The sequence below is a fragment of the Bacillus sp. cl96 genome, assembly GCF_900100505.1.
Taxonomy (GTDB): Bacteria; Bacillota; Bacilli; order Bacillales; family Bacillaceae_G; genus Bacillus_A; species Bacillus_A cereus.
This window is the reverse complement of sequence record NZ_FNDM01000015.1, coordinates 84,563-107,229: the sequence shown is the minus strand read 5'-3', so window position 1 is coordinate 107,229 and position 22,667 is coordinate 84,563. Positions and strand designations below refer to the sequence as shown.

The window sequence follows — 22,667 nt, the reverse complement described above, 5'->3', positions numbered from 1 at the left end:
ACATGTAAAAGAGAAATTATCTATGAAATATATTTTGGTTTTTCATAGAAGAAGGGGGATAAAATGAAACGTTTATCTTTTCTAGACCGATATTTAACACTATGGATTTTTCTAGCGATGGCTGTTGGGATTGGTTTAGGGTTTGTGTTCCCTAGTGTAGTAGACGGACTGAATACATTACAGGTTGGAACGACGTCTATTCCGCTTGCTGTTGGTTTAATTGTAATGATGTATCCACCGTTAGCGAAAGTTCGCTATGAGGAAATGGGCCGAGTATTTAAAGATGTAAAAGTGTTAGTGCTATCTTTAGTACAAAATTGGATTATTGGTCCGGTACTTATGTTTGTGTTAGCAATTATTTTTCTTCCTGATAAACCAGAATACATGGTTGGTCTCATTATGATTGGGTTAGCACGTTGTATTGCAATGGTCATTGTTTGGAATGACCTTGCTGATGGGGATAAAGAGTATGCGGCAGGTTTAGTTGCTTTTAATTCGGTATTCCAAATGCTCTTTTTCTCAGTTTATGCATACGTATTTGTAACTGTAATTCCAGAATGGTTAGGGATTGAAGGTGCTATTGTCGATATTACAATGATAGAAGTAGCAAAATCAGTATGTATCTATTTAGGAATTCCTTTTATAGCAGGTATGTTGACACGCTTTGTACTAGTTAAGTTAAAAGGAAGACAGTGGTATGAAAAAGTGTTTATACCTAAAATTAGTCCACTTACATTACTTGCATTGCTATTTACAATCATCGTTATGTTCTCTTTAAAAGGAGAGATGATTGTTAGCGTGCCACTAGATGTGGTAAGAATAGCGATTCCGTTATTAATCTATTTTATTGTAATGTTTTTTGTTTCTTTCTTTATGGGAAGAAACATTGGTGCAAACTATCCGGTGACGACAACGTTAGCATTTACAGCAGGTAGTAATAACTTTGAGTTAGCAATTGCTGTAGCAGTTGGTGTGTTTGGTATTCATTCGGGCGCAGCATTCGCAGCTGTCATTGGACCGTTAGTCGAAGTACCTGTCATGATTGCACTTGTAAATGTTGCCTTTTGGTTTAAACGTAAATATTTTAATGACCAACCAGTCTAAATTCAAAAATAAAGGTGGAAAACAACATGGAAAACAAAAAGACAATCTATTTCTTATGTACAGGAAATTCATGCCGAAGCCAAATGGCAGAAGCGTGGGGTAAACAATATTTAGGGGATAAGTGGAATGTGTATTCTGCAGGAATCGAAGCACATGGAGTCAATCCAAACGCAATTAAAGCAATGAACGAAGTAAATATCGACATAACAAATCAAACATCAGATATAATTGATGCAAACATTTTAAATAGCGCTGATTTAGTCGTTACGCTTTGTAGTCATGCGGATGCTGTATGCCCATCTACTCCGCCGCATGTGAATCGTGTTCACTGGGGATTTGATGACCCGGCAGGAAAAGAATGGTCTGAATTTCAACGTGTTCGCGATGAAATTGGTGAACGTATAAAACGATTTTCTGAAACAGGTGAGTAAATAAAGGAAAGAGTCAATCTTCTATTGTGTTGGAGATTGGCTCTTTTTTATTATGTATTTCATTTACTTATCGCATCGCTTTAAAACTACTCTTAGTAAAAATGCAGAATATTATGTAAAAATGGTAAAGTTAGAATAGAACAGTTTAAAAAAGGGGTGTAACGTATGATCTGTGAACTAAGCAAGGATGATTTTTATAGGTGTAATCGTTTAGTGAATGAACAAGGTCAATTAGAGGTACGTGCTGTAATTGCAGGAGTGAATCCTGGTCGTATATTTGTAGATAACGTGACTTCTCCTAATTCGGGACTCATTTGGTTAGGTAATAATGATGGCTTCTTCTTTATTGGAGATGCTGAAAATGAAGAGTTTAATAAAGAAGTGAATCGTTTTATTAATCATGTAATAGTACCTGAGGCGAGGAAAGTAGGATTAGATTGCTTTGAAGGAATCGGGAATCATTCGAAGTGGAATAAAACAATCGAAAGAATATTTCAGCATCGTAAATTAAAGAGTTGGAATCAAAGAGTGTATATGCTAGGAAAAGAGGATTATGAAAATCATCATGAGCCTAAATTTGAACAGAGATATACTGTACTGAAAATGAGTAAAGCTCTCTATGAAAATAATAATAATACATTTAAGAACATTGATTTTTTACAATCAAAAATTTTAGAGTTTTGGTCTTCACCAGATTGTTTTTTCAATGAGGGAATCGGTTATTGCATTGTCTCTGATGATCTAATTGTGAGTGTTTGTTTTTCAGGGTTTGTATTTGAAAATATACACTGCATAGATATTGAAACAATAGAGGGTTACCAGGGGAGGAAATTAGCTCAAAAGATAGCGCATAGTTTTGTAAAAGATTGTTTGGAGAATGATATTATTCCATATTGGGACTGTATGGAATTGAACAAGCCTTCTGTTGCAGTTGTGGAAAATGTAGGGTTTACAAATGTTTTTAATTATGTAGGATATTATTTTCTATTTGAATAATCTGTTGAATATAGAAGTAGTTTTTTTAATTCATACATGTAAGAAAAGGACATGCAAATCCGATTTTACGAAAAATCTAATGACTTAAAATTCATACGAGGTGAAAATAATGGTAATAAAACAAGACGAAATGAAAGTAGTAGTGGCAGCTGGGGCATTTAATAACAATCCGGGCTGGATTCAAACGCAAGAAGATGATCTTAACTTATTAGTTGAAACAATGTGGGAAGCAAGATTTGAACATAACTCCATTTCAGCTATTTTAGCAGAGCATGTATGGGAGCACCTTACTTTTGAAGAAGGGGTAAAAGCAGCTAGCATTTGTTATAAATTTTTAAAACCGTCAGGCCATATTCGGTGCGGTGTCCCTGATGCATTTTTCCAAGATGAAACATATCAAAATATAGTGCAAGTAGGCGGACCTGGCCCGAAAGACCATCCAGCTGCAAGCCATAAAATCGTTTATAATTATAAAACATTAACGAAAATGTTTGAAACAGCTGGATTTGAAATAGTTTTACTGGAATATTGCGATGAAAATGGGCAATTTTATTACAAAGAATGGGATGCAAATGATGGCGTTATTTTCCGATCAAAAAGATATGATCCTAGAAATCAAGGAGATAAACTTGGTTGCCCATCGTTAATTGTGGATGCGATTAAACGGTAAGGTATTCGTTAGTTCAATAAGTTTATGAGCCGCAAATGCGGCTTTTTATCTATTGTATAATTATTACTGGGATGCCTTTTCGAAAAACTGAATGATTTTTTTAGAATTATCTTCACTTAAATCATAACCTTCACCGTGTGTTTCATCGCTCGCTTTTGCCATTACGATGTCACCATCCGATTCTATCCAAACAAAAAATTCCTGCATAGATTTATCTTGATAAGTAACCTTCATTTTTGAATGCATATTTTTTTTTGCATCTTGATCTAGAAGGAGTGTTTTTTTCTCTGCGCTTTCCATACTTGTAAAAATTGTTTTCATATTTGTTTTATTTACTATTTTATTACTCCCTTTTGAATTTACAGGACTAATCTCAAGTTTTCTCACTTCTTTTTGTTCAAACATAACGTTTTCATATACAATTTCTTTTTCTTTCACTGTTGTGGATGCTTCTTTATTGGAAGCTTTCGTTTCATTTGAATTACTTGTACATCCAATTAATAAGGTGATACTTAATGCTCCAATCATACCGAATGTTAATCTCTTCAATAATATGCCCCCCATCTACTATTTTCTATAATTCTATTTCCTATTTGAAATATCCTAGCTATGCTTAATGAAGTGAAATACATTTTGTTATGGGGAATAGAATGGATTGCATGTACGTTAATTTTTTATATGAAAGGAGAGAAGGAAGTGAAGCACATAATAAAAGATGTATTAATGAATTATTTTACAGAAATCCGTTCATTAGTAATAGAAGAAGAATTACATATAAATAGCTGGCATACAGATTTACACTATAAAATCATGGTAAATGGAAAGCGATATTCCGCACGGTTTATGAATAGCAATCGAATAATCAATCCAGCTTTTGGAGCGTTATCAAATGAACAATTGAAAGAGCAAGTACGCTTTACCTATTATTTACGAGGGCATGGAATTCCTTTTATGCAAATTAACAAGAATACGTCAGGGGAGTCATTTACATTAGTCACTTGGAATGATGAACAGTACCGATTTGTATTGTCTAATTGGATTGAAGGAGAGCATCTTACACACTGCACAGAATCTATTGCAGAATCGTTTGGAAAGAAGGCAAGAAAGATTCATGATATTTCTAGTACATTTCAAAGCTCGATTTTTCAAAAGAAATCCCATTTAGATGGGTATGCCCAGTTTATTGATATGTTAGAAAGTAAGGTAAGCGCATGCAAGGAATTACGGGAGTACATAAATCTTTCTACATATCATATAGAGTGCGCATATACGAGTAATTTACAGTTTATTGTACAAACAGATTTAAATCCTTTGAATGTTTTATGGGACTCAAGTCAATGTGTAAAAGGAATTGTAGATTTTGAATCAATTGGATATGTTGATCGTATTGAAGGACTAGCCTTTTTAATAAAATGGTACTCGCGAACAGAAGGAATACAGTCCCATGAAGTATGCTCAAGTGTTGCTAGTTCATTTTTAGAAGGGTATACGGTACATAATATTGTAACACCAAATGATTATAAGAGACTTTCTTCATTGTTATGGTTATCCGGTAGTTTGAATTGGAATTTTGTGAAGAAAACGCTAAGTGTATTAGAAGATGCGAGGCAGTTAGAGGAACATTTGAAGGTTTATAGAGTAAGGGGAGAGAGGTTGTCTTCATTATTAATTTGTAGATAACCTTTCTTCTCCTTTGGGATTTATAAAACAAAACATATGAGGTGTTCTAAAAATGAAAATACAAACTGTATTGTTTGATGGTTTTGGAGAACTTGTCTCATTCGCACCGTTTGAGGTACTGAAAAGAGCGATAGAAGAAGGGGCTCCATTTACAATTGAATTCGTTTCGAGTGAACAAAAACAAGAAGTTACTACTGATTAAAGTTTCATTTTATAAATTTTACTTTATTAAAAGTTGATTTGTTAGAAAGGATAATCATTTATTGCTATAATGAATGGATGCATGGCAGGAAATAGATAGAAAGATACTGCTAGTAATTTATACTTAAAATGTAGGGAGATTGAACAGAGTTATGGGGAATGAAAAGGAAATTAGTTCCGCTAAATTAATATGGAAGATGACGCGCCCGCATACATTAACGGCGACGTTTTCTCCTGTAATTTTAGGGACAGTGGCATCACTTTATGTTGCCAAAATTGATTGGCTTTTATTTATTGCGATGATGCTTGCATGTTTAGCGCTGCAAATAGCAACGAACTTATTTAATGAGTACTATGATTTCAAACGCGGATTAGACACTGCTGAATCTGTTGGCATCGGTGGTGGAATTGTCCGTCATGGATTGAAGCCAAAAAATGTGTTAACAGTTGCGCTTTTATTATATGTCGTAGCAGCAATTATTGGAGTTTATATTTGTATGAATAGCAGCTGGTGGTTAGTCGTCATCGGTTTAATTGGAATGGCAGTTGGCTATTTATATACAGGCGGTCCATTACCAATTGCGTACACTCCGTTTGGAGAATTAGTTTCTGGATTGTTAATGGGAACATGTTTTGTGCTCATTGCTTTCTTTATTCAAACGAATACTGTAACGATTGAAAGTGTATTGATTTCCATTCCAATTGGAATTTTAGTAGGTGCAATCAATATGTCGAATAACATTCGAGATATCGAAGAAGATATTAAAGGTGGAAGAAAGACATTAGTAATCCTCCTTGGGAGAGAAAAAGCTGTGGTAACACTAGCGATAGCCTTTTTCATTGCGTATTTATGGATTGCCGTAATTGTATTAATGGGTTATATAAGCCCTTGGGCATTAGTTATGTTCTTAGGTTTGAGAAAGCCAATTTCTGCGATTCAAAGTTTCCAAAAAGGGGCAAAGGATCCTGGATATATGCGCATCGCAATGAAATCAACAGCGATGACAAATACGATTTTCGGCTTCTTGTTGTCAGCAGGATTATTAATTAGTTATTTGTTTTAAATGAAAAATATTGTTAAGTAACTTAACCCCAGTTTCTCAATTTTAATATAGAGAGATTGGGGTTTTTATTTTGACTAAGTTTAACGTTAAGAGTCGAAATGCAAATACCAATAAATTGCAACTTCATCATTTTCAATATCCAAACCTTTATAAACAAGAAAATCAAACCCACCAATTACAAACCCACATTTTTCATAAAATTTACATGCTGCGACATTATTATTTTGCGTTTCAAGCATGATACCTGGCATATTTCCTTTTTTTGCCCACTGCTTTGCTTGATTAACTAATCTTTTACCAACTCCGAGTGAACGATATTTTTTATCCACCGTTATATCTTCTATGTAAGCATAGTGGTTCCAATTCTTTTTCAATACTATTAATCCGATGATTTGGTTATGTAACAGTGCTATGTAAATGACTTGATTAGGTTTATTTATATATTCATTGTAAGCCAGTTCTTCATTATCATCTTGATTTTGTAAATAACTTTTTTCATAACTTGGAACGTCTTCTACTGTATATTCTATGCGTCTATTTCCTTTGGAAAGAGAAAGAATTAACCGAGTATTCACTATAAAACTGTCATCAATCTCCGGGAGATTATCTAAATCATTTGTTTCTAACTCTCTAATTACAAGGTTCATCGGAGTACCTCCACATAATAATATTTCTGCTAGTTCTTCATTTGGTTCAAATGAATTCCAATTACAAAATTATAATAGAATTTCAATAGTACGGCCATCTCTGTATTTTATCTTTATACCGACATGCTATTATCTTGAGGTGAAAATGTTATTTAGAAAGAGTAGTATTTTTTATTTTGGATGTATATCGAGTTTTCAAATTTAACTGTAGTAGAGAAACAAATATTTTTTTAAAGAGTGGATGTAATAGGCTATTCTTTAACTAATTTCGACATTATCTGCATTTTATCTTCACCTTCCTCTATTAATCTATTTATTGTAAATATCAGCTGAAGTTAATTCTTAGCTGCATAAATAATGAATATGAAAATGAGTAGGGAAAGGATCGAAACATAATGAAAGAATCACAAAATAAGAAAAAAACAAATGTAGTAACTAAGGCAATACTATCTCTAGGAGTTGTTTTAGCAACGACCTTTTTTACGTTTTTTTTAATAGGGAAATGGAACTCTATCCCAGCGAAAGGGGTAGCTAATGAAAGTATTAGGCTAGCTAATACGCAACAACAACAAAAGAAAAAGGACACATCGCTGGCAAAACAGAAAAGACCTGACGGAAAACCAGTAGGAAGGGTTGTTTATTTAACATTTGATGACGGTCCTAGCGAATTAACTGGGAAATTTTTAGATGTACTAAAAGAGCAACATGTTTCTTCGACATTTTTTATGCAAGGTAGCAATTTACAGAATACTGGTTTTCAGGAAAATGTAAAACGAGCAGTAAAAGAAGGACATTATATTGGTGCACATAGTATGACACATAATAGTGATAAGCTATACAAAAAAGGACAATTTGTAACGGAGATGAAAGAAACGTTAGCTCTTATTCATAATATTACAGGTACAACTCCTAAACTAGTCCGTCCCCCATATGGATCTGCACCAGGATTAAAGGGGCAGGACATTCGTAACAAAATTGTAGAAGCAGGAATAAAAGTTTGGGATTGGACGATAGATTCAAATGATTGGAAATTAAAAGGTAACCCACAGCAAATTATAGAAAATGTAAAGCGTACAACAACAGAAGATGTGGAAGTAGTTCTAATGCATGAAAAACTACAGACATTACAAGCGCTTCCGGAAATTATTAAATTTTATAAGGAAAAAGGATATGAATTCGGGGTATACAATGAAGCGGATCATTTTCAACTAAACTTTCAGAAAGATCAACGTCTATAGTATAAACATAATTATTTTAAAAAGGTGTTTTCCATTACTAAATCAATAACTAAGCCAAAAGTCGATTTCTTATTTTATAAAGAAATCGGCTCTTTCGTTTATGTATTACGTTACAAGAGTTTTCTTATTTTCTCCGGAATGTCCTTTTTGAAATCTATGCAACAGAGTCTTTATAGTAAGAGTATTTTGTCGGGTAATAATCAAAAAACGTATATTACAATATAGAAATTCACCTTAATACTAAAGGATACATGACAACGATTCCTATAAATTCTTCTCAATAATTGAAAATAAAATCAATCCAGATTATTATATTGTTATTGTAATTATAAATATAATTACATTTTATTGAAGGAGGATACATAGATGAAAAACTCAAAAGGCTCGATTGAATCAGAGATAAGCAAAGCAATTACTCACTGGGAAAAGGACTACCTAGGACGCGGATCTATATCCGTTAAGACAGATATATTGCGGGATATGATTATCGTAAATTTACAAGGTATTTTAACACCGGCTGAATATACGGTTTGCGAAACGAAAGACGGTATGCTAACGATAAAGAAAAATCGTTCGGAGCTAGTTGAATCTGGAATTGACGATTTGAAAGAGATTATACTAGAATTAACTGGAGAAAAAGTGAAAAGTTTTCATACGGATATAAGTTCGCGTACAGGTGAGCGAGTAATGATTTTTAAATTGTTTCATAATCTTGAGGAAAAGTTTTAAAAATTAAAATCATCGTAGGGTTAGTGGGAGATAATTAAGAAACCTAAAAGTTTTGCACTTTATTTATATTTATTAACATGATAATAATTAAAAACTTGAAATTATTTACGTGTACTGAATTTTAATTGGAATAACGCTCAAAAAACTGATAAATAAATTGACAAATTGCTTAATATAGTTTATCTTATAATTGTTTTAAAAAATTAATAGATGCTTATTTTAACTGTTTGCTATAATTAAGGCTTTAGCATTTTTTTAATATGTAATATTGACTAAATGAAAAAGTTTCTTAATTGAAAGATAGCGCATAACATAAATTGATATATTGATTGCATAATCTAGGAGATCAGAGATATACTGTTATTTTTAATAGGAGTAATACATACATTACTATCCTCTATAAAATGGGAGCTCTTCAAAAAACTTTATTGAAGTTAGTTGAAGTGAAACCGACAATCTCCATAATTCAATGATGATATAAAATCATTGAATTATGGAAGTTGTCGGTTTTTTTTATGGGAAAAAACGATGTACTAAAAAGAGTGAATGAAAATTGAAATTAAAAAAACTATCGTAATGAAAAGGAATTTTTATAGGATATTTTCGCTTAGAAGGGAGTATTTAACATGTTAATTTCGCTGAGTTCATCAACACTGTTAACTTTATTTTTTATGGCGCTTAGTGCTTCTTGGCTAAGTGGATTATTATTTTTAAATGCAAGGATACCTTTACGTTTTGTTTATATCCATATTGGTATCGCTGCTTTACCTTCATTGGTTTCTTTACTCGCACTTGTTAATAACAATGGAGATAGAGTTGTGGGGCCTTGGCATCTAGATACTTTAGCTTGGTTAATGGCTTTCTTTGTTCTTACAATTGGTTTAATCATTCAGCGTTTCTCTGTACGTTATTTAATGGGAGATCGCTCATATCGAAAATACTTTGCACTTTTTACATTTACTACAGGTGTATCTTCGGTTGCATGGTTAAGTGATGATCTGCGCTTAATGCTCATTTGTTGGGGAGCAACGCTTATAGGATTGGTTCTACTTATAGGGCTAAATAAAGGGTGGAAAGTAGTTAGTGAAGCAACTAAAATCTCTGGCTACCTATTTACAATAAGTTGGATTGCCTTACTATCAGCTATCATTTGGCTTTTTCAAGTAACAGGACAGTGGCAGTTAACATCAGTTTTAACGAATGAAAATGTAGTGCTACATGGAACATTGGAGAGAACAGGAATTAACTTATTAATTATATTAGCGGTGATGATTCCAGCAGCACAATGGCCTTTTCAAAGATGGTTAATTGAGTCTGCTGTTGCTCCAACTCCTGTTTCTGCTATTATGCATGCGGGTTTAGTAAATGCTGGCGGTATCATGTTAACTAGATTTTCACCTCTTTTTCATGATGATATTGCACAAATAATTTTACTAATTTTCTCTAGTATTTCTATCTTAATAGGTACAGGAATTAGTTTAGTCCAAGTTGATTATAAACGTCAGCTAGTAGGTTCAACTATTGCACAAATGGGATTTATGCTTATTCAATGTGCATTAGGCGCCTATTTAGCGGCTATTATTCATTTAATTTTACATGGTTTGTTTAAAGCTACACTATTTTTACAAGCTGGTTCTTCCGTGCAACGTTTTGGGGTAGTGAATCAGTCTAATGAAAAGATGTCCAATTTATGGATTATAGTTGGGCGTGTTTTAGGATTATTTATAGCAATTACTTTCTGGTTTATGACTTCTGGAGAGGGGTATCAACTAGTTAGTGCGTTAATCTTAGGCTGGTCACTATACTTTTCATGGAAACAGCTTGTTGTTTTTGGAGAGGGAAGAATGGGACGAATTGCTGGCGTAATTGTTTTGATTGGATTTTCTCTCATTTACTTTACCGTTCATAATTCTCTTTATAAATGGTTGCATACTGATATTTATCAAAGTGTTCAACCTTCAGCTCCAGCCGTTATCTTTGTTATATGTATTTTACTATTTAGTAGTGTTATTAGTACTTTCGTTACTCGTCATCAATCTTCTACTTTATTCGCTGTACTTTATCTTTGGTTAGTTCGAGTAGGTGAGGCGAGACGAAAGTCAGTAGAAAGTCACCCAAGCTATCTGAAACATTATGTATCAAAGGGAGGTAATTCGTGATGAGCATACCGTCAATATTAAAGAAAGATACAAACATTGATATGCAAGAAAATAATATAAATGATTTAGTTGCATCTGCTAGCCGAGTTATTGCGCCACTTTGGCCTATCTCTACGTTTGCAGCTCACCACCCTTGGATGGGACTTGAAAAGCAATCATTTGAACAAGTCGCAAATTGGTTAAAAGAAGCTCGTAATGTGGATATTTATCCTAGTGCCTCCATGATTCATTCGGCAAAAGCGAAAGGTGAGATTGAGGAATCATTTTTACAAATGAGTTTGTCTCGTTGGCTGGATTCACAATCTTTTCATATTCCGCGAGAGAAAGCAGAGCGATTTTGCCAAGCAGCTTTAAAGTTAGAAAAATTACCTTCTAGTCTATTATCATCGCCAGAAGTAAATAAATTGGCAGAAGAAATGAATTATATAAATACAGCAAGTATGCAAGCCTCTGTTATGCAGCCAATAAGTTCGCTTATAGAGAGTCAAAATAGTGAAAACCTATCTGATGTTCTTAATTATCATATCATTAAATGGTGTAAATTATATCTTGATGAATCCGGATCAAATTGGACGATGCCAAATCGAGAGAAAGGTTTTTATCGCGCATGGCAACACCTTATTAAATTTGATCCAGCGCTCAGTAAAAATGAGCGTAAAGTTTTAAAAAATTGGCCACAAGATGCCGAAGTAGCTTTAGCGAGAGCATTATCTGAACTAGGAATTTCTGAATCTAACATACAATCTTACCTTGAAGGGCACTTACTTTCTTTGCCTGGGTGGTCAGGAATGATACGATGGCGCTCACAACAATCAATTCAGGAACAGGAACTTCTCATAGAATATTTAGCAGTTCGAATTTCTATGGAGCTGGCTATTGTAAAACCTTATTTACCTTTAAAAAATCAAAAGGTTGAGAAAAAAGTTTCGATCGTCCCACTTATAGCTTCTTGGATCTATTGGGGGAATATTTCAACACGGGAATGGTTACAAATGCCTGCTACTGAACAAAGTGAATTATTAGTATTCGCTTATCGTTTTGATGAAAATATTCGCAAGAAACTTTGGCTGGAAGCTTGGGAACAAACGCATGCAGAGCAATTAAGGGAGAAGATTGCTTCTACACAACGTGCAACCAATGATAAAAAGCGTGTATTAGCTCAATTAGCATTCTGTATTGATGTACGTTCAGAACCGTTTCGTCGCCATCTTGAAAAATTAGGTCCGTTTGAAACATTTGGAATAGCTGGTTTCTTTGGGTTACCAATTGCAACTAGTGAACTAGGTAGTAATAACAACCATCCTTCTTTGCCAGTTATACTCAAACCGAAACATCAAATAAAAGAGCTCACAAATGAAAATGAACTTAAATCTTATGAGCAACGTAAGAGGGTAGGCAGTTCGGTACGTTATACTTTTAAAACGATGAAACAGAACGTACTGACAAGTATGGTGCTACCTGAGTTAAGTGGTCCTTTACTTGGTCTACAGATGGTGACAAGAAGCTTTGTCCCAAGAGGAGTTGGTGGCTTCATTCGTAACCTTCGTAAAACTATGTTACAAAAACCTGATACAACATTCTCGCTTAATCATGTTCATGACACAAAGGGCGAGATACCTATCGGTTTTACGAAAGAAGAAAAAGTGAACTATGTGCGTCAAGCTTTAAAAATGGTGGGATTAACAGAAGGTTTCGCTCCTTTAGTTGTAATGTGCGGACATAGTAGTCAAAGTACGAACAATCCTTATGCTGCAGCACTTGAGTGTGGTGCTTGTGGCGGAGCAGCAGGAGGATTCAATGCAAGAGTTTTTGCTACTTTATGTAATCTCCCAGAAGTGAGAGAGGCGTTGTTTGCGGAAGGTATTAAAATTCCTGAGGATACCATTTTTGCAGCAGCTGAACATAAAACAACAGTGGATGAATTGGAATGGATTTACGTCCCAGAACTTTCGGAAACTGCGCAAGAAGCATTTGATTGTATCGAATCGATTATGCCAAATGTGAGCCAACATGCAAATAGAGAGCGTTTAACGCAATTACCAAATTTTAAAACGAAAATAAAAAATGCGAGTAAAGAGGCACATCGATTTGCAGAAGATTGGAGTGAAATACGTCCAGAATGGGGATTAGCTCGTAATGCATCTTTTATTATCGGGCAACGAGAATTAACTCAGGATTGTGACTTAGACGGTAGGGCTTTCCTCCATAATTATGATTGGAAACAGGATGAAAGTGGCGATATATTAGCTAACATTATTGCAGGACCAGGAACAGTAGCTCAGTGGATAAATCTACAATATTACGCTTCAACTGTAGCTCCTCATTATTATGGTAGTGGAAACAAAACAACCCAAACCGTAACCGCGGGTCTAGGTGTTATGCAGGGAAATGCAAGTGATTTGTTGCCAGGCTTACCTTGGCAATCCGTTATGCAGTCAGATAGTGAGACGTATCATTCACCACTTCGTTTACTAATTGTAATTCAAGCGCCTAGTCAATATATAGAACGTTTGCTAAATAATGATTTCACATTTCGAGAAAAAGTTCAAAATGGATGGGTTAGACTTGCAAGTGTTGATCCAGAGGGACACTGGAAAAACTGGTAACAATCATGTAATGAATTATCAACTATTGTTACTAACTTAAAAGTTTCATAAATACAATAATGAAGAAGGAGTGCTCCATATGAATTCAAAGAATAAAAAAGTTTTATTGTTAACAGACATTAAACATGAAATAGAGCCTATTATCCAACAAGTAACTAACATTCAACAAGAAAACATGTTGACTATACACAGCTACGATTCTGTAATTGTACATCCTTATGGAGATATAATGAGATCTATTATTATTGCTATTTATCAAGAAAATGTTGAAGAAATTTTTGTTGTAGGAATAGAGGATAAAGAAACTGAGGTAGTTAATCTACAAATTCAACGTGATTCCATAAAAAATAACAGGGAACTAGACTATCTCTTTGAAAATTGCATGCCTGAATTTTCAAGTGGTAGCCTTGATGAATGGCTAAGTGGAAAAGAAAATGTTAGTGAAAATATTGAGAAGAGTATAGATATGATTTGTCATCATCCACTAGTACCGTCTGATGTTAAAGTTCATGGTTTCAAGATTGATAGAACAGGGGAAAAAGAAACGGTTGTTAAAGTTTCTGTTAATAAAGTAGTGAAACAAATGCATTCTTATGTGTAAGTTATCGATAGATAAGCAACTTTTATTTGGTAGATACTATAATATGTTAAATATTTGGATTTATTTCCTTTAAAAAGAGTAAAAGAAATCTTCTATAAATGGAGATCTTTTGCTCTTTTTATAATAAAAATAAAAAATTATTTGACGTTTTTTCGAAAAAATTTTTAAGACAAGGCTTTTAGGTTTATGAAAACCTTTATTCATGATAGCAAGATAATTTTGATAAGAAGTATATAGTAAGAATGATTTGGAGATACCGATGGGGATATAACTATTTTATTTAGGACGGTGCAATTAAAATGGATTTACAGAAAGGGAAATTATATTGGAACACGACTTTTTCTAATACACCTTCTTATCCTCGTTTGGACGAAGATATAAAATGTGACGTACTAATAATAGGAGCAGGAAGTTCGGGTGCTCAATCAGCATACTATTTGAGTGAATCAGATTTAAATATTGTTATCGTTGATAAAAGAAAGGTAGGACATGGAAGTAACCTTACAAATACAGCACTTATTCAATATTTAGGTGATAAGATGTTTTATGAACTTGTAAATACATTTGGGGAAGAGTATGCAGTTAAGCATATGAAATTATGTGAACAAGCTATTAATGATATTGAATATGCTGATCAAAACTTGCCTTATTGCTCTGACTTTAAACGACGTGACAGCTTATATTATGCAAGTTATGAAGAGGATATAAAGAAATTAGAAAAGGAACTGTATTATTTACATAAGCATGATTTTAAAGCGGCTTGGTTATCAGAAAAACAAATTGGACAGAGATATCCATTTAAAAAACGTGCAGCTATTTATACGTATAATGATGGTGAAATAAATCCTTATAAATTTACACATAGTTTATTAGAACAAGCCTCTAATAAAGGAGTTCACATTTATGAAGATACAGAGATTGTTGGCAAAAAGTTAGAGAAAGAATGTGCTATCTTTTATACAAAGGAGGGCAATTCTATTACTGCCAATAAAGTAATTGTGGCTGCAGGATATGAAGGATTGGAATTTAAAAAGGAAAAGAACGCTACACTGATTAGCTCATATGCAATTGTTACTAATCCTGTGGAAGATTTATCTTCTTGGTATAAACGCACTCTCATTTGGGAAACTGCGAGACCATATATTTATATGAGAACTACTGTAGATAATAGGATTATTATAGGTGGATTAGATGAAGATACAAACATTGCTCAAGAAAGAGATTCAAAATTAATCCATAAAAAAGAGAAATTAGTGAATGAATTTAATAAGCTCTTTCCCAATATAACAGTTGAACCTGAATTTTATTTAAGTGCTTTTTATGGTGGTACTCATGATGGTTTACCTATAATTGGAATGTATGAAGAGTTTCCAAATTGTCACTTTATCTATGCGTATGGAGATAATGGATTAGTTTATAGTATGGTACTTTCTAAAATTGTTCGAGATATAATTATTAACGGTTCAAGTCCAGATTTGAATTTATATTTACAAACTAGACCAAAACTAAATGAGTAAACTGCATGTATACAAAATCATAGTAGTAAGGAGCATATTTAGGATTCCATTATAAAAAAGCTATTTTAAATGTATTAGTTTCATGTGACTATTTGTTATGTTTATGAATGCTTAAATAAAGCATTCATAAACAATATTATTTGTTAAATCCATTCATTTTACTAAGTTCAGTTATTTGTATAATCCATTCTTTTTTTAGGTAGGGTAGAGTTGCTTGGATATGATGATATTCCCATTCTTCCTCAATGGTAGGGTAAAGATTAAATAAGTATTTTTCTTCATCATTTGTTACACTTGCTTTAGGATTGCCAGTAAGTTTAAAATAAATGTCGCACCATCCGCTATAGTTTGTTAACATGAATAAAAAATTAGGACATGTGAATTCGATGAGGTATATTTCTTTCTCTAATTGAATATCTGATAGTAATTCTCTTGCAGTCTCATAAGTAGGCTTCTTTTGGTAACCATTGCATGAATGCCATGCCCAAATGGGTAAATCTATAATAAAGTCAATACCTTTCTGTTTCATGCGTCTTACAATGTATTTATATGCTGTGCAATCTTCTTTACTAACAAAAATAGGATCGGCTATAAGCTTACCTTCATTCAAAAGTGTATTTATGGCATTTTGGTTTTGAAAAGTCCATAGGATTGTTGAATCTATAGATGTATTTAAGTTTGATTGTTTATAAAATTGTTTTTTCATCTTTCTCTCCATTTTCTTTTTTATTTTATAAGAGTTTAAGATAAGTACAAAGTGCATTATATTTTTATCTTTATTAAGAGTTGGAAAAATCCATTAAAGATAGAAGAGTTTGTTTGCAATTACAAAAAATGATTCTTATAATCATTTAAAAATAACAGAAGTATTTGTTCTAATAAAGAATGAATTATGCTTTAAGAATTAGAAAGGATAGCCATGCAAAATAAAATTATTGTTATGTTTCAAAAAGATTTTCGTTTATATGATAACCCAGCTCTATTTGAGGCTGTTCAGTCTGGTGAGGTTCTTCCTGTATATATACAAGATGAAACTTTTTCAATAGGAAGTGCGTCAAAGTGGTGGTTGCACCATGCTGTAATAGATGTAAAGAAGCAACTTGAGGCATTGGGCTCTACTTTAATAATTCGTAAAGGACGTACGGAGGAAGAAATACTTTCTCTCATAGAGCAATTAGATATAACGGCTGTATATTGGAATATTTGTTATGATCCGGACAGATTACAATCTAATCAAAAAATGAAAATGATGTTAGAGGATAAAGGTATTATCTGTAAAGAATTTAATTCGCATTTATTATTAGAACCGTGGATTATTAAAAAGAAAGATAACACTGAATATAAGGTGTTTACGCCTTTTTACAATGCATTTCAAAAGCAGGTAATACCTAAACCTTTTAGCAGAGTGCAGAGTATAAAGTGGGGGAACTCTTTACCAGCAAGCTTATCTGTTTCAGAATTACAATTGTTGCCGATTATACCGTGGACATCTCATATGGAAGTAATATGGGATCCGACAGAAGAAGGGGCATATAAAACATTCAAGAAATTTTTCTCTAGTAAATTAGTCTCTTATAGTGAAGGAAGAGATTTTCCAGGTCAAAATGTCCATTCGATGTTGGCACCGTATCTTTCATTTGGTCAAATATCAGTAAAGCTAATGTTTCATTACTTAATAAATAAAAGTACCGAAAGACAATGTAGTCTTTTTGAAAAACAAGTTAATAGCTTTATACGTCAATTAATTTGGCGAGAGTTTTCTTATTATTTACTATATCATTATCCATTTACAGTATATAAACCTCTTAATAAGAGCTTTGAAAATTTCCCGTGGGATAAGGAAGAGGAGTTATTAAGAGTATGGCAAAAGGGGAAAACGGGTTATCCGTTTATTGATGCGGGAATGCGAGAACTATGGCAAACAGGTTTTATGCATAACCGGGCAAGAATGGCTGTAGCCTCTTTTCTTGTAAAGCATTTGTTAATTCCGTGGCAAGAAGGAGCAAAATGGTTTATGGATACACTACTAGATGCTGATATTGCAAATAATACAATGGGATGGCAATGGGTTGCTGGAAGTGGAGCAGATGCATCACCGTACTTTCGTATTTTTAACCCAATCACACAAGGAGAAAAGTTTGATAAAAATGGAGAGTATATAAGAAGATGGGTACCAGAATTAAGAGATATCCCAAACAAATATATACATAAGCCTTGGGAAGCACCTGAGCATATTTTACAAAAATCCAATATAAAACTTGGGGATACATATCCTTTTCCGATTGTTGATCATAAGGCAGCACGGGAGAGAGCCCTTTGTGCATATAAAAGTATGAAAAAATTTGTATGAAATAGGTTAAACAATATGTATTTTGAATTTTAATATTAGAATTTTATCCATTACAAGGACATACTAATCATATAAAGTTTCTATAATCTTCTAGTAAAAAGGAGAATGTTTATGAAAAAATCTAGTATTATAGTATTTTTACTAACATATGGTTTGTTTTATGTTTCTAGTGTTTTATTCCCTATTGAGCGTACTTGGTATGATGCGTTAGAAAAGCCGTCTTGGACACCATCTGGTATGACAATCGGAATGATATGGGCTGTATTATTTGGACTTATTGCATTATCAGTTGCAATTATTTACAACAACTATGGATTCAAGTCAAAAACATTTTGGTTTTTATTCCTTTTAAATTATATATGTAATCAAGCGTTCAGCTACTTTCAATTTAGTGAAAAAAAATTTATTTTTAGCAACAGTAGATTGTTTACTAGTCGCTATTACTACGTTACTTCTCATTATGTTTTCTTCCAATTTATCTAAAGTATCGGCATGGTTGCTAATCCCATATTTTTTATGGTCTGCATTTGCTACATATTTATCTTGGACAATTTATAGTATAAATTAAAGACGTAAATGAAAACTTGAGCACAAAGAAAATGCTCGAGTTTTTATGTTTATTAATGATAATCTAAAGTATAGAATATACACATCTTAGGGAGGTCATATGTGTGAAGAAATGGATAAAAATTGTTCTGTACTCTGTAGTAGGTATTTTAATGATCGGAAGTATTACTTTTTTAACTTGGTCTCAGTTTACTTATAAACCAACGAAAGAGGCTTTGTCTTTAGTAGATGATAAAAAAGATGCAGATTATATAGTTTTTGGAGAGAAAGATGCAAAAATAGGAGTTATTTTTTATCAAGGAGCTAAAGTAGAAGCCGAGGCTTATAGTTACTTAGGAGAAGCTCTTGCAAAAGATGGGCATTTTGTAGTAATGCCTAAGTTACCATTAAATTTAGCGATATTTGGAATAAATGAGGTAGATAGTGTAATTGAACAGTATCCGGAAGTTCAAAAATGGTATGTTGCTGGGCATTCAATGGGTGGAGCTATGATTTCTAGGTATGCCTTTCAACATGAAGAAAAGGTAGACGGGATTATTTTCTTAGGTTCGTATCCTGCAGATGACTTCTCTACTAAGTCGATTCCAATGTTATCAATTTACGGGGAAGTAGATGCTTTAGCAACTGTAGAAAAAATAGAGAACAATAAAAAGTTCATGTCAAAGAATACAACTATGCACATGATAAAAGGGGGCAATCATGCTCATTTTGGCATGTATGGTGAGCAAAAAGGTGATAATGCGAGTTTAATTACGGCAAAAGCACAACGAGATGAAACAGTGAAAGTAATTGAAGAATGGTTATTGAAACAATGATAACGAATTTAATAAATCTACCGAAAGAATTATCCAAACGGTAGATGGGAGAGAGAATAAAGAGCCAAATCGTATGAATTGGCTCTTTTATTTATTTGCTATCTCCAATTGTCCCCTTATTTTCTCCGGAATATCCTCTTTAGAAATAATATCGTAAGAATACACATACTTTCCTTTCACATGAATTTTTAAGTAAGTTTTTCTTATAAAATCATTAGGCGTGTTCGTTCCAACTTTATATTCTTTTTCATTGCTTAATTCATCAACAGCTTTTAGTGAGTACATAGCTTTTCCTTTTTGATGATAATCCGGAACACCATATCCTTTCGCAACGGCATATACATTTTTTTCTTCAGCAATCGGATTAAATCTGTCTAAATCCCCGCGTAATATGAAAGGTAGTAAGTATATAGGAAGGCCTATTCCTAATATGCAAATTACAAATTTTCTCATTATCGTTTCTCCTCTTGTTCATTTACATGCTTCAGTATAGAAAAAAATTCTTATAAATATAGAGGGAAATTCCTTAAAGTTTTCTTAATAAAGTTTCACCATGTGAAAAAAACTAACTTGAGCATTAAGCTTGCGGAATGAATAACCAAATAACTTTTTTCTTTATTTTTTGATATTTCTTAAGAACCTATCAAGAAATAAGTGAGTTTTAGGATTTAGAATAAATGTATCTTACAGTAATAAGAGAATTATCTAAATAAATTAGAGTGAGAACAATTAAAGAAAGTATCTTGTGGGGTGCTGCTTTCTTTTAGAATAGAGAACCCCATGGGTCAGTTACATGTAATGCAGCGCTGCGCTTCTATGTCGCTGAAAAATCCAATGATAAAAAAAGAGGGGGAAGGCATTTTTTATTGAAGTTTGTTAATGATAGATTTTTAACTAGTTAGGGGGGATCGTAAAATAGATTATTAATCTCTTTAATAATTTTTATTTTCCTTATAGTTGGCATGTTCTATTAGAAATTTTAAATTTTGGAAGGAGAATCAATAATTATGGGTAAGAAAAGAAGAATAAGTAATAAGTTATTACTTGTCAGTGCAATTTTTACAATAGCAATTCCTTCAGTCACATATGCGGAGGAAGTAATTTCACCTGAAAATTTTACGAGTTCTTCAAGTTTGTATGAGGGACGGAATACGGAAGTATTGAAAACAAGCTTATATCCTGATACATATAACGATCCGTTTAACTACCAATTTAGTTCGAAATTAAAGGAAGCAAACACAACTATAAAAAAAGTAGACAATACTGATGATGAAAATCCTATTATATCTACTACTCTTTCATTTATTCGCCATATGAATAGTGAAGATTATAAATCTGCATTTGATTTAACCTCAAGGTCATTACAGAAAATAATATCCGAAGAATGGCTGAAAAGCTATTGGGAGGGACTCCCAGTGCAATTACAAGCAGGTTCTTTTATAGAAATTGGAGAGGTTACACAAAAAGAGACAAATCCTGTTCATACAAATGTGGAGATTCAATTAGTCTTTGAAAAAATGACTGTACCTTTACTAATTAAACTAGATCCATCTGGAAAAATAGACGATTTTCAACTCAGCATGTCGTTTAGTCCTGTTGCAGAGCGTCCATCATATAGTAAGCCTGAGTCATTTGTTGATAAAGAAGTAGTAGTTGGAAGTGGTGCATTTCCATTACCAGGAACATTGTCGGTTCCAAAAGGAAAGGGGCCTTTTCCAGCGGTTATTCTTGTTCAAGGATCAGGAGCAACTGATCAGGATGAAACAGCGTTTGCTTTAAAACCATTTCGCGATTTAGCTGAAGGTCTTGCATCGAAGGGAATTGCTGTCCTTCGCTATAATAAAAGAACGTATGAACATGGGTTGAAAACACAATTCAGTCCCTTTTATACAGTTGATAAAGAGACAACAGATGATGCTCTTCTTGTAACTCAATTTCTTAAAAATGAGCCTCTAATAAATAAGAATCAAATATATATTCTTGGTCATAGTCAAGGTGGAATGATGCTTCCGAAAATGATTGAAAAAGACCAAAATAAAAATATTGCTGGAGCAATTGTAATGGGAGGGCCAGCTCGTACGATCCAAGACGTTGTTTTAGATCAATTTGAGTACCTTTTCTCTATTGGAGCAATGAACCTGGATCAATATAAATTCTACAAATCGCAATTTGAATTATTAAATGATCCCAATTTCTCTGGTCAGAATCCCCCAAAAGATTTTTACTTAGGGTCAGCAGTATTTTGGGATTCTATACGGAAAATTAAAGCGGCAGAAATGTCAAAAGAACAAAAGACACCGCTTCTTATTATTCAAGGAGAAAGAGACTATCAAGTTCAATCAAAAATTGAAATTCCTCTTTGGAAAGAACAATTAACAGAACGAGATAACGTAGATTATCGACTATATCCAAAGTTAAATCATTTCTTTACAGAGGGTGATGGGGAAATAAGTAAGCCAGATGAATATTATAGTCCTGCTAATATCCCTGAGTATGTTATAAATGATATTGCTGCTTGGGTGCAAGGCAGATCGCAATTAAATTAGCAACCATATGTTTTAATAAGGACTTTCTTTCCGTAATCAAAATAGAAATATTTTGATTAGGTTGTATGTTTTTTTAAAGCACTCTTTGAAAAGGAGTGCTTTTTTATTTTGCTATGATTTCTATAAAACAATGGGCTTACCTTCCAAACAAATCGTTATTTGGAGCGCTTTTATCAAAGCAAAGTGCTTGTGACATTTCTTTGATATTAAAAACATGAATAACCTATTGTGTAAAATTTTTTGAAAATTTAGGTTTAACATCTTTAAAATAGGTGTATTACATATTACATAACAACTAAATAAAAAAATAAAAAATCTAAAGGAGGAAAGATACGATGCATACGAATGAAAGAAAAACGGTAGTTTATGAATATCAAAATGAACAGGAAGTAGTTATGAAAGTAAAAGAGCTAGAATTGCAAGGGGTTCGTCACGATGACATTTATGTTTTAGCACATGAAAAACATATAACAAAAAGGATTGCGGATGATACAAACACAAATACGATTGGAGTAAAAGAACAAGGATTGGGAACAAGTATTATCAACTTTTTCTCCAAAAAAGGGGACGAACTTCGAAATCAAATGGAAGAAATGGGGTTGTCGAAGGAGGAAGCTAACTTATATGAAGAAAAACTAGATCAAGGGAAGATTTTACTCCTAGTAACAGCTGAAGTACCAATGGCGAATGCTAGGCAGCCCCAAAACTATCATTCTCTGTAATAGATTGCAACATCTGATAAATAG

The 22,667-nt window shown here is 33.1% G+C and carries 20 protein-coding genes and 2 pseudogenes; 18 read left to right on the top strand and 4 right to left on the bottom strand.

Annotated features, from left to right (window positions below):
• Positions 1 to 63: 63 nt before the first annotated feature.
• The 4 genes from arsB to BLT20_RS25315 all read left to right on the top strand — a co-directional run bounded on the left by arsB (position 64) and on the right by BLT20_RS25315 (position 3,201).
• The gene (gene arsB, locus BLT20_RS25330) at positions 64 to 1,104 is read left to right on the top strand and encodes an ACR3 family arsenite efflux transporter (protein ID WP_000826562.1); all 1,041 of its coding nucleotides are present in this window, start codon (positions 64 to 66) and stop codon (positions 1,102 to 1,104) included.
• Between the two features lie 26 nt (positions 1,105 to 1,130).
• Complete coding sequence (arsC, locus tag BLT20_RS25325; RefSeq protein WP_000428353.1) at positions 1,131 to 1,535, top strand: arsenate reductase (thioredoxin); 405 nt, start codon at positions 1,131 to 1,133, stop codon at positions 1,533 to 1,535.
• Between the two features lie 165 nt (positions 1,536 to 1,700).
• A complete protein-coding gene (locus tag BLT20_RS25320; RefSeq protein WP_000562829.1) occupies positions 1,701 to 2,531 on the top strand; it encodes a GNAT family N-acetyltransferase in 831 nt (276 codons plus the stop codon).
• Between the two features lie 109 nt (positions 2,532 to 2,640).
• Positions 2,641 to 3,201, top strand: coding sequence for a class I SAM-dependent methyltransferase (locus BLT20_RS25315; RefSeq protein ID WP_000234929.1), 561 nt, complete (start codon positions 2,641 to 2,643; stop codon positions 3,199 to 3,201).
• Between the two features lie 63 nt (positions 3,202 to 3,264).
• On the opposite strand, the gene BLT20_RS25310 is transcribed toward BLT20_RS25315, so the two are convergent.
• Positions 3,265 to 3,750 carry a hypothetical protein gene (locus BLT20_RS25310; RefSeq protein ID WP_141769995.1) on the bottom strand — a complete coding sequence of 162 codons (486 nt, stop codon included), beginning with the start codon at positions 3,748 to 3,750 and terminating at the stop codon, positions 3,265 to 3,267.
• Positions 3,751 to 3,897: 147 nt separating this feature from the next.
• On the opposite strand from BLT20_RS25310, the gene BLT20_RS25305 reads away from it, so the two are divergent.
• The 3 genes and pseudogenes from BLT20_RS25305 to menA all read left to right on the top strand — a co-directional run bounded on the left by BLT20_RS25305 (position 3,898) and on the right by menA (position 6,146).
• A complete protein-coding gene (locus BLT20_RS25305) occupies positions 3,898 to 4,881 on the top strand; it encodes a phosphotransferase (protein ID WP_025921869.1) in 984 nt (327 codons plus the stop codon).
• A gap of 52 nt (positions 4,882 to 4,933) precedes the next feature.
• A pseudogene (locus tag BLT20_RS25300) lies at positions 4,934 to 5,077 on the top strand (DJ-1/PfpI family protein); the annotation flags it as partial.
• 157 nt (positions 5,078 to 5,234) lie between these two features.
• Positions 5,235 to 6,146 (top strand): 1,4-dihydroxy-2-naphthoate polyprenyltransferase, encoded by a 912-nt coding sequence (gene menA, locus BLT20_RS25295; RefSeq protein WP_000526091.1) that lies wholly within the window; start codon positions 5,235 to 5,237, stop codon positions 6,144 to 6,146.
• Between the two features lie 86 nt (positions 6,147 to 6,232).
• Here menA and satA read toward each other — a convergent pair whose 3' ends face one another.
• The gene (gene satA / locus BLT20_RS25290; protein ID WP_001055001.1) at positions 6,233 to 6,793 is read right to left on the bottom strand and encodes a streptothricin N-acetyltransferase SatA; all 561 of its coding nucleotides are present in this window, start codon (positions 6,791 to 6,793) and stop codon (positions 6,233 to 6,235) included.
• Between the two features lie 395 nt (positions 6,794 to 7,188).
• Between satA and BLT20_RS25285 the strand changes: the two genes are divergently transcribed.
• The 6 genes from BLT20_RS25285 (at position 7,189) to BLT20_RS25255 (ending at position 15,643) form a co-directional block, all read left to right on the top strand.
• Positions 7,189 to 8,031 (top strand): polysaccharide deacetylase family protein, encoded by an 843-nt coding sequence (locus BLT20_RS25285; RefSeq protein WP_000665160.1) that lies wholly within the window; start codon positions 7,189 to 7,191, stop codon positions 8,029 to 8,031.
• A gap of 366 nt (positions 8,032 to 8,397) precedes the next feature.
• Entirely contained in the window at positions 8,398 to 8,760 is a 363-nt protein-coding gene (locus BLT20_RS25275) for a Na-translocating system protein MpsC family protein (RefSeq protein WP_000798158.1), read from the top strand.
• A 626-nt stretch (positions 8,761 to 9,386) separates the two neighbouring features.
• Positions 9,387 to 10,919: an NADH dehydrogenase subunit 5 gene (locus BLT20_RS25270; RefSeq protein WP_000908941.1), complete on the top strand. Its 1,533-nt coding sequence runs from the start codon at positions 9,387 to 9,389 to the stop codon at positions 10,917 to 10,919.
• Positions 10,919 to 13,525, top strand: coding sequence for a DUF2309 domain-containing protein (locus BLT20_RS25265; RefSeq protein ID WP_000026970.1), 2,607 nt, complete (start codon positions 10,919 to 10,921; stop codon positions 13,523 to 13,525). The genes BLT20_RS25270 and BLT20_RS25265 overlap by 1 nt, the downstream gene beginning before the upstream one ends.
• Before the next feature lie 79 nt (positions 13,526 to 13,604).
• The gene (locus BLT20_RS25260) at positions 13,605 to 14,126 is read left to right on the top strand and encodes a carbonic anhydrase (protein ID WP_001086260.1); all 522 of its coding nucleotides are present in this window, start codon (positions 13,605 to 13,607) and stop codon (positions 14,124 to 14,126) included.
• 299 nt (positions 14,127 to 14,425) lie between these two features.
• Entirely contained in the window at positions 14,426 to 15,643 is a 1,218-nt protein-coding gene (locus BLT20_RS25255) for an NAD(P)/FAD-dependent oxidoreductase (protein WP_000365634.1), read from the top strand.
• A 136-nt stretch (positions 15,644 to 15,779) separates the two neighbouring features.
• Here BLT20_RS25255 and BLT20_RS25250 read toward each other — a convergent pair whose 3' ends face one another.
• On the bottom strand, positions 15,780 to 16,349 hold the full coding sequence (locus BLT20_RS25250; protein ID WP_000743891.1) for a DUF3841 domain-containing protein: 570 nt from the start codon (positions 16,347 to 16,349) through the stop codon (positions 15,780 to 15,782).
• A gap of 213 nt (positions 16,350 to 16,562) precedes the next feature.
• On the opposite strand from BLT20_RS25250, the gene BLT20_RS25245 reads away from it, so the two are divergent.
• The 3 genes and pseudogenes from BLT20_RS25245 to BLT20_RS25235 all read left to right on the top strand — a co-directional run bounded on the left by BLT20_RS25245 (position 16,563) and on the right by BLT20_RS25235 (position 19,375).
• Positions 16,563 to 17,993: a cryptochrome/photolyase family protein gene (locus tag BLT20_RS25245; protein ID WP_001179970.1), complete on the top strand. Its 1,431-nt coding sequence runs from the start codon at positions 16,563 to 16,565 to the stop codon at positions 17,991 to 17,993.
• A 111-nt stretch (positions 17,994 to 18,104) separates the two neighbouring features.
• Positions 18,105 to 18,561 (top strand): annotated as a pseudogene (locus BLT20_RS25240) (TspO/MBR family protein).
• 103 nt (positions 18,562 to 18,664) lie between these two features.
• Entirely contained in the window at positions 18,665 to 19,375 is a 711-nt protein-coding gene (locus BLT20_RS25235; RefSeq protein WP_000758855.1) for an alpha/beta hydrolase, read from the top strand.
• Between the two features lie 87 nt (positions 19,376 to 19,462).
• Here BLT20_RS25235 and BLT20_RS25230 read toward each other — a convergent pair whose 3' ends face one another.
• Positions 19,463 to 19,828, bottom strand: a complete 366-nt coding sequence (locus BLT20_RS25230) for a YxeA family protein (protein ID WP_001225223.1) — start codon at positions 19,826 to 19,828, stop codon at positions 19,463 to 19,465.
• A 554-nt stretch (positions 19,829 to 20,382) separates the two neighbouring features.
• Here BLT20_RS25230 and BLT20_RS25225 point away from each other — a divergent pair.
• Together BLT20_RS25225 and BLT20_RS25220 are read left to right on the top strand one after the other, a co-directional pair.
• On the top strand, positions 20,383 to 21,921 hold the full coding sequence (locus tag BLT20_RS25225) for an alpha/beta hydrolase (RefSeq protein WP_100655513.1): 1,539 nt from the start codon (positions 20,383 to 20,385) through the stop codon (positions 21,919 to 21,921).
• A gap of 335 nt (positions 21,922 to 22,256) precedes the next feature.
• Positions 22,257 to 22,643 (top strand): YflT domain-containing protein, encoded by a 387-nt coding sequence (locus BLT20_RS25220; protein ID WP_000557320.1) that lies wholly within the window; start codon positions 22,257 to 22,259, stop codon positions 22,641 to 22,643.
• The last annotated feature ends 24 nt before the right edge of the window (positions 22,644 to 22,667 follow it).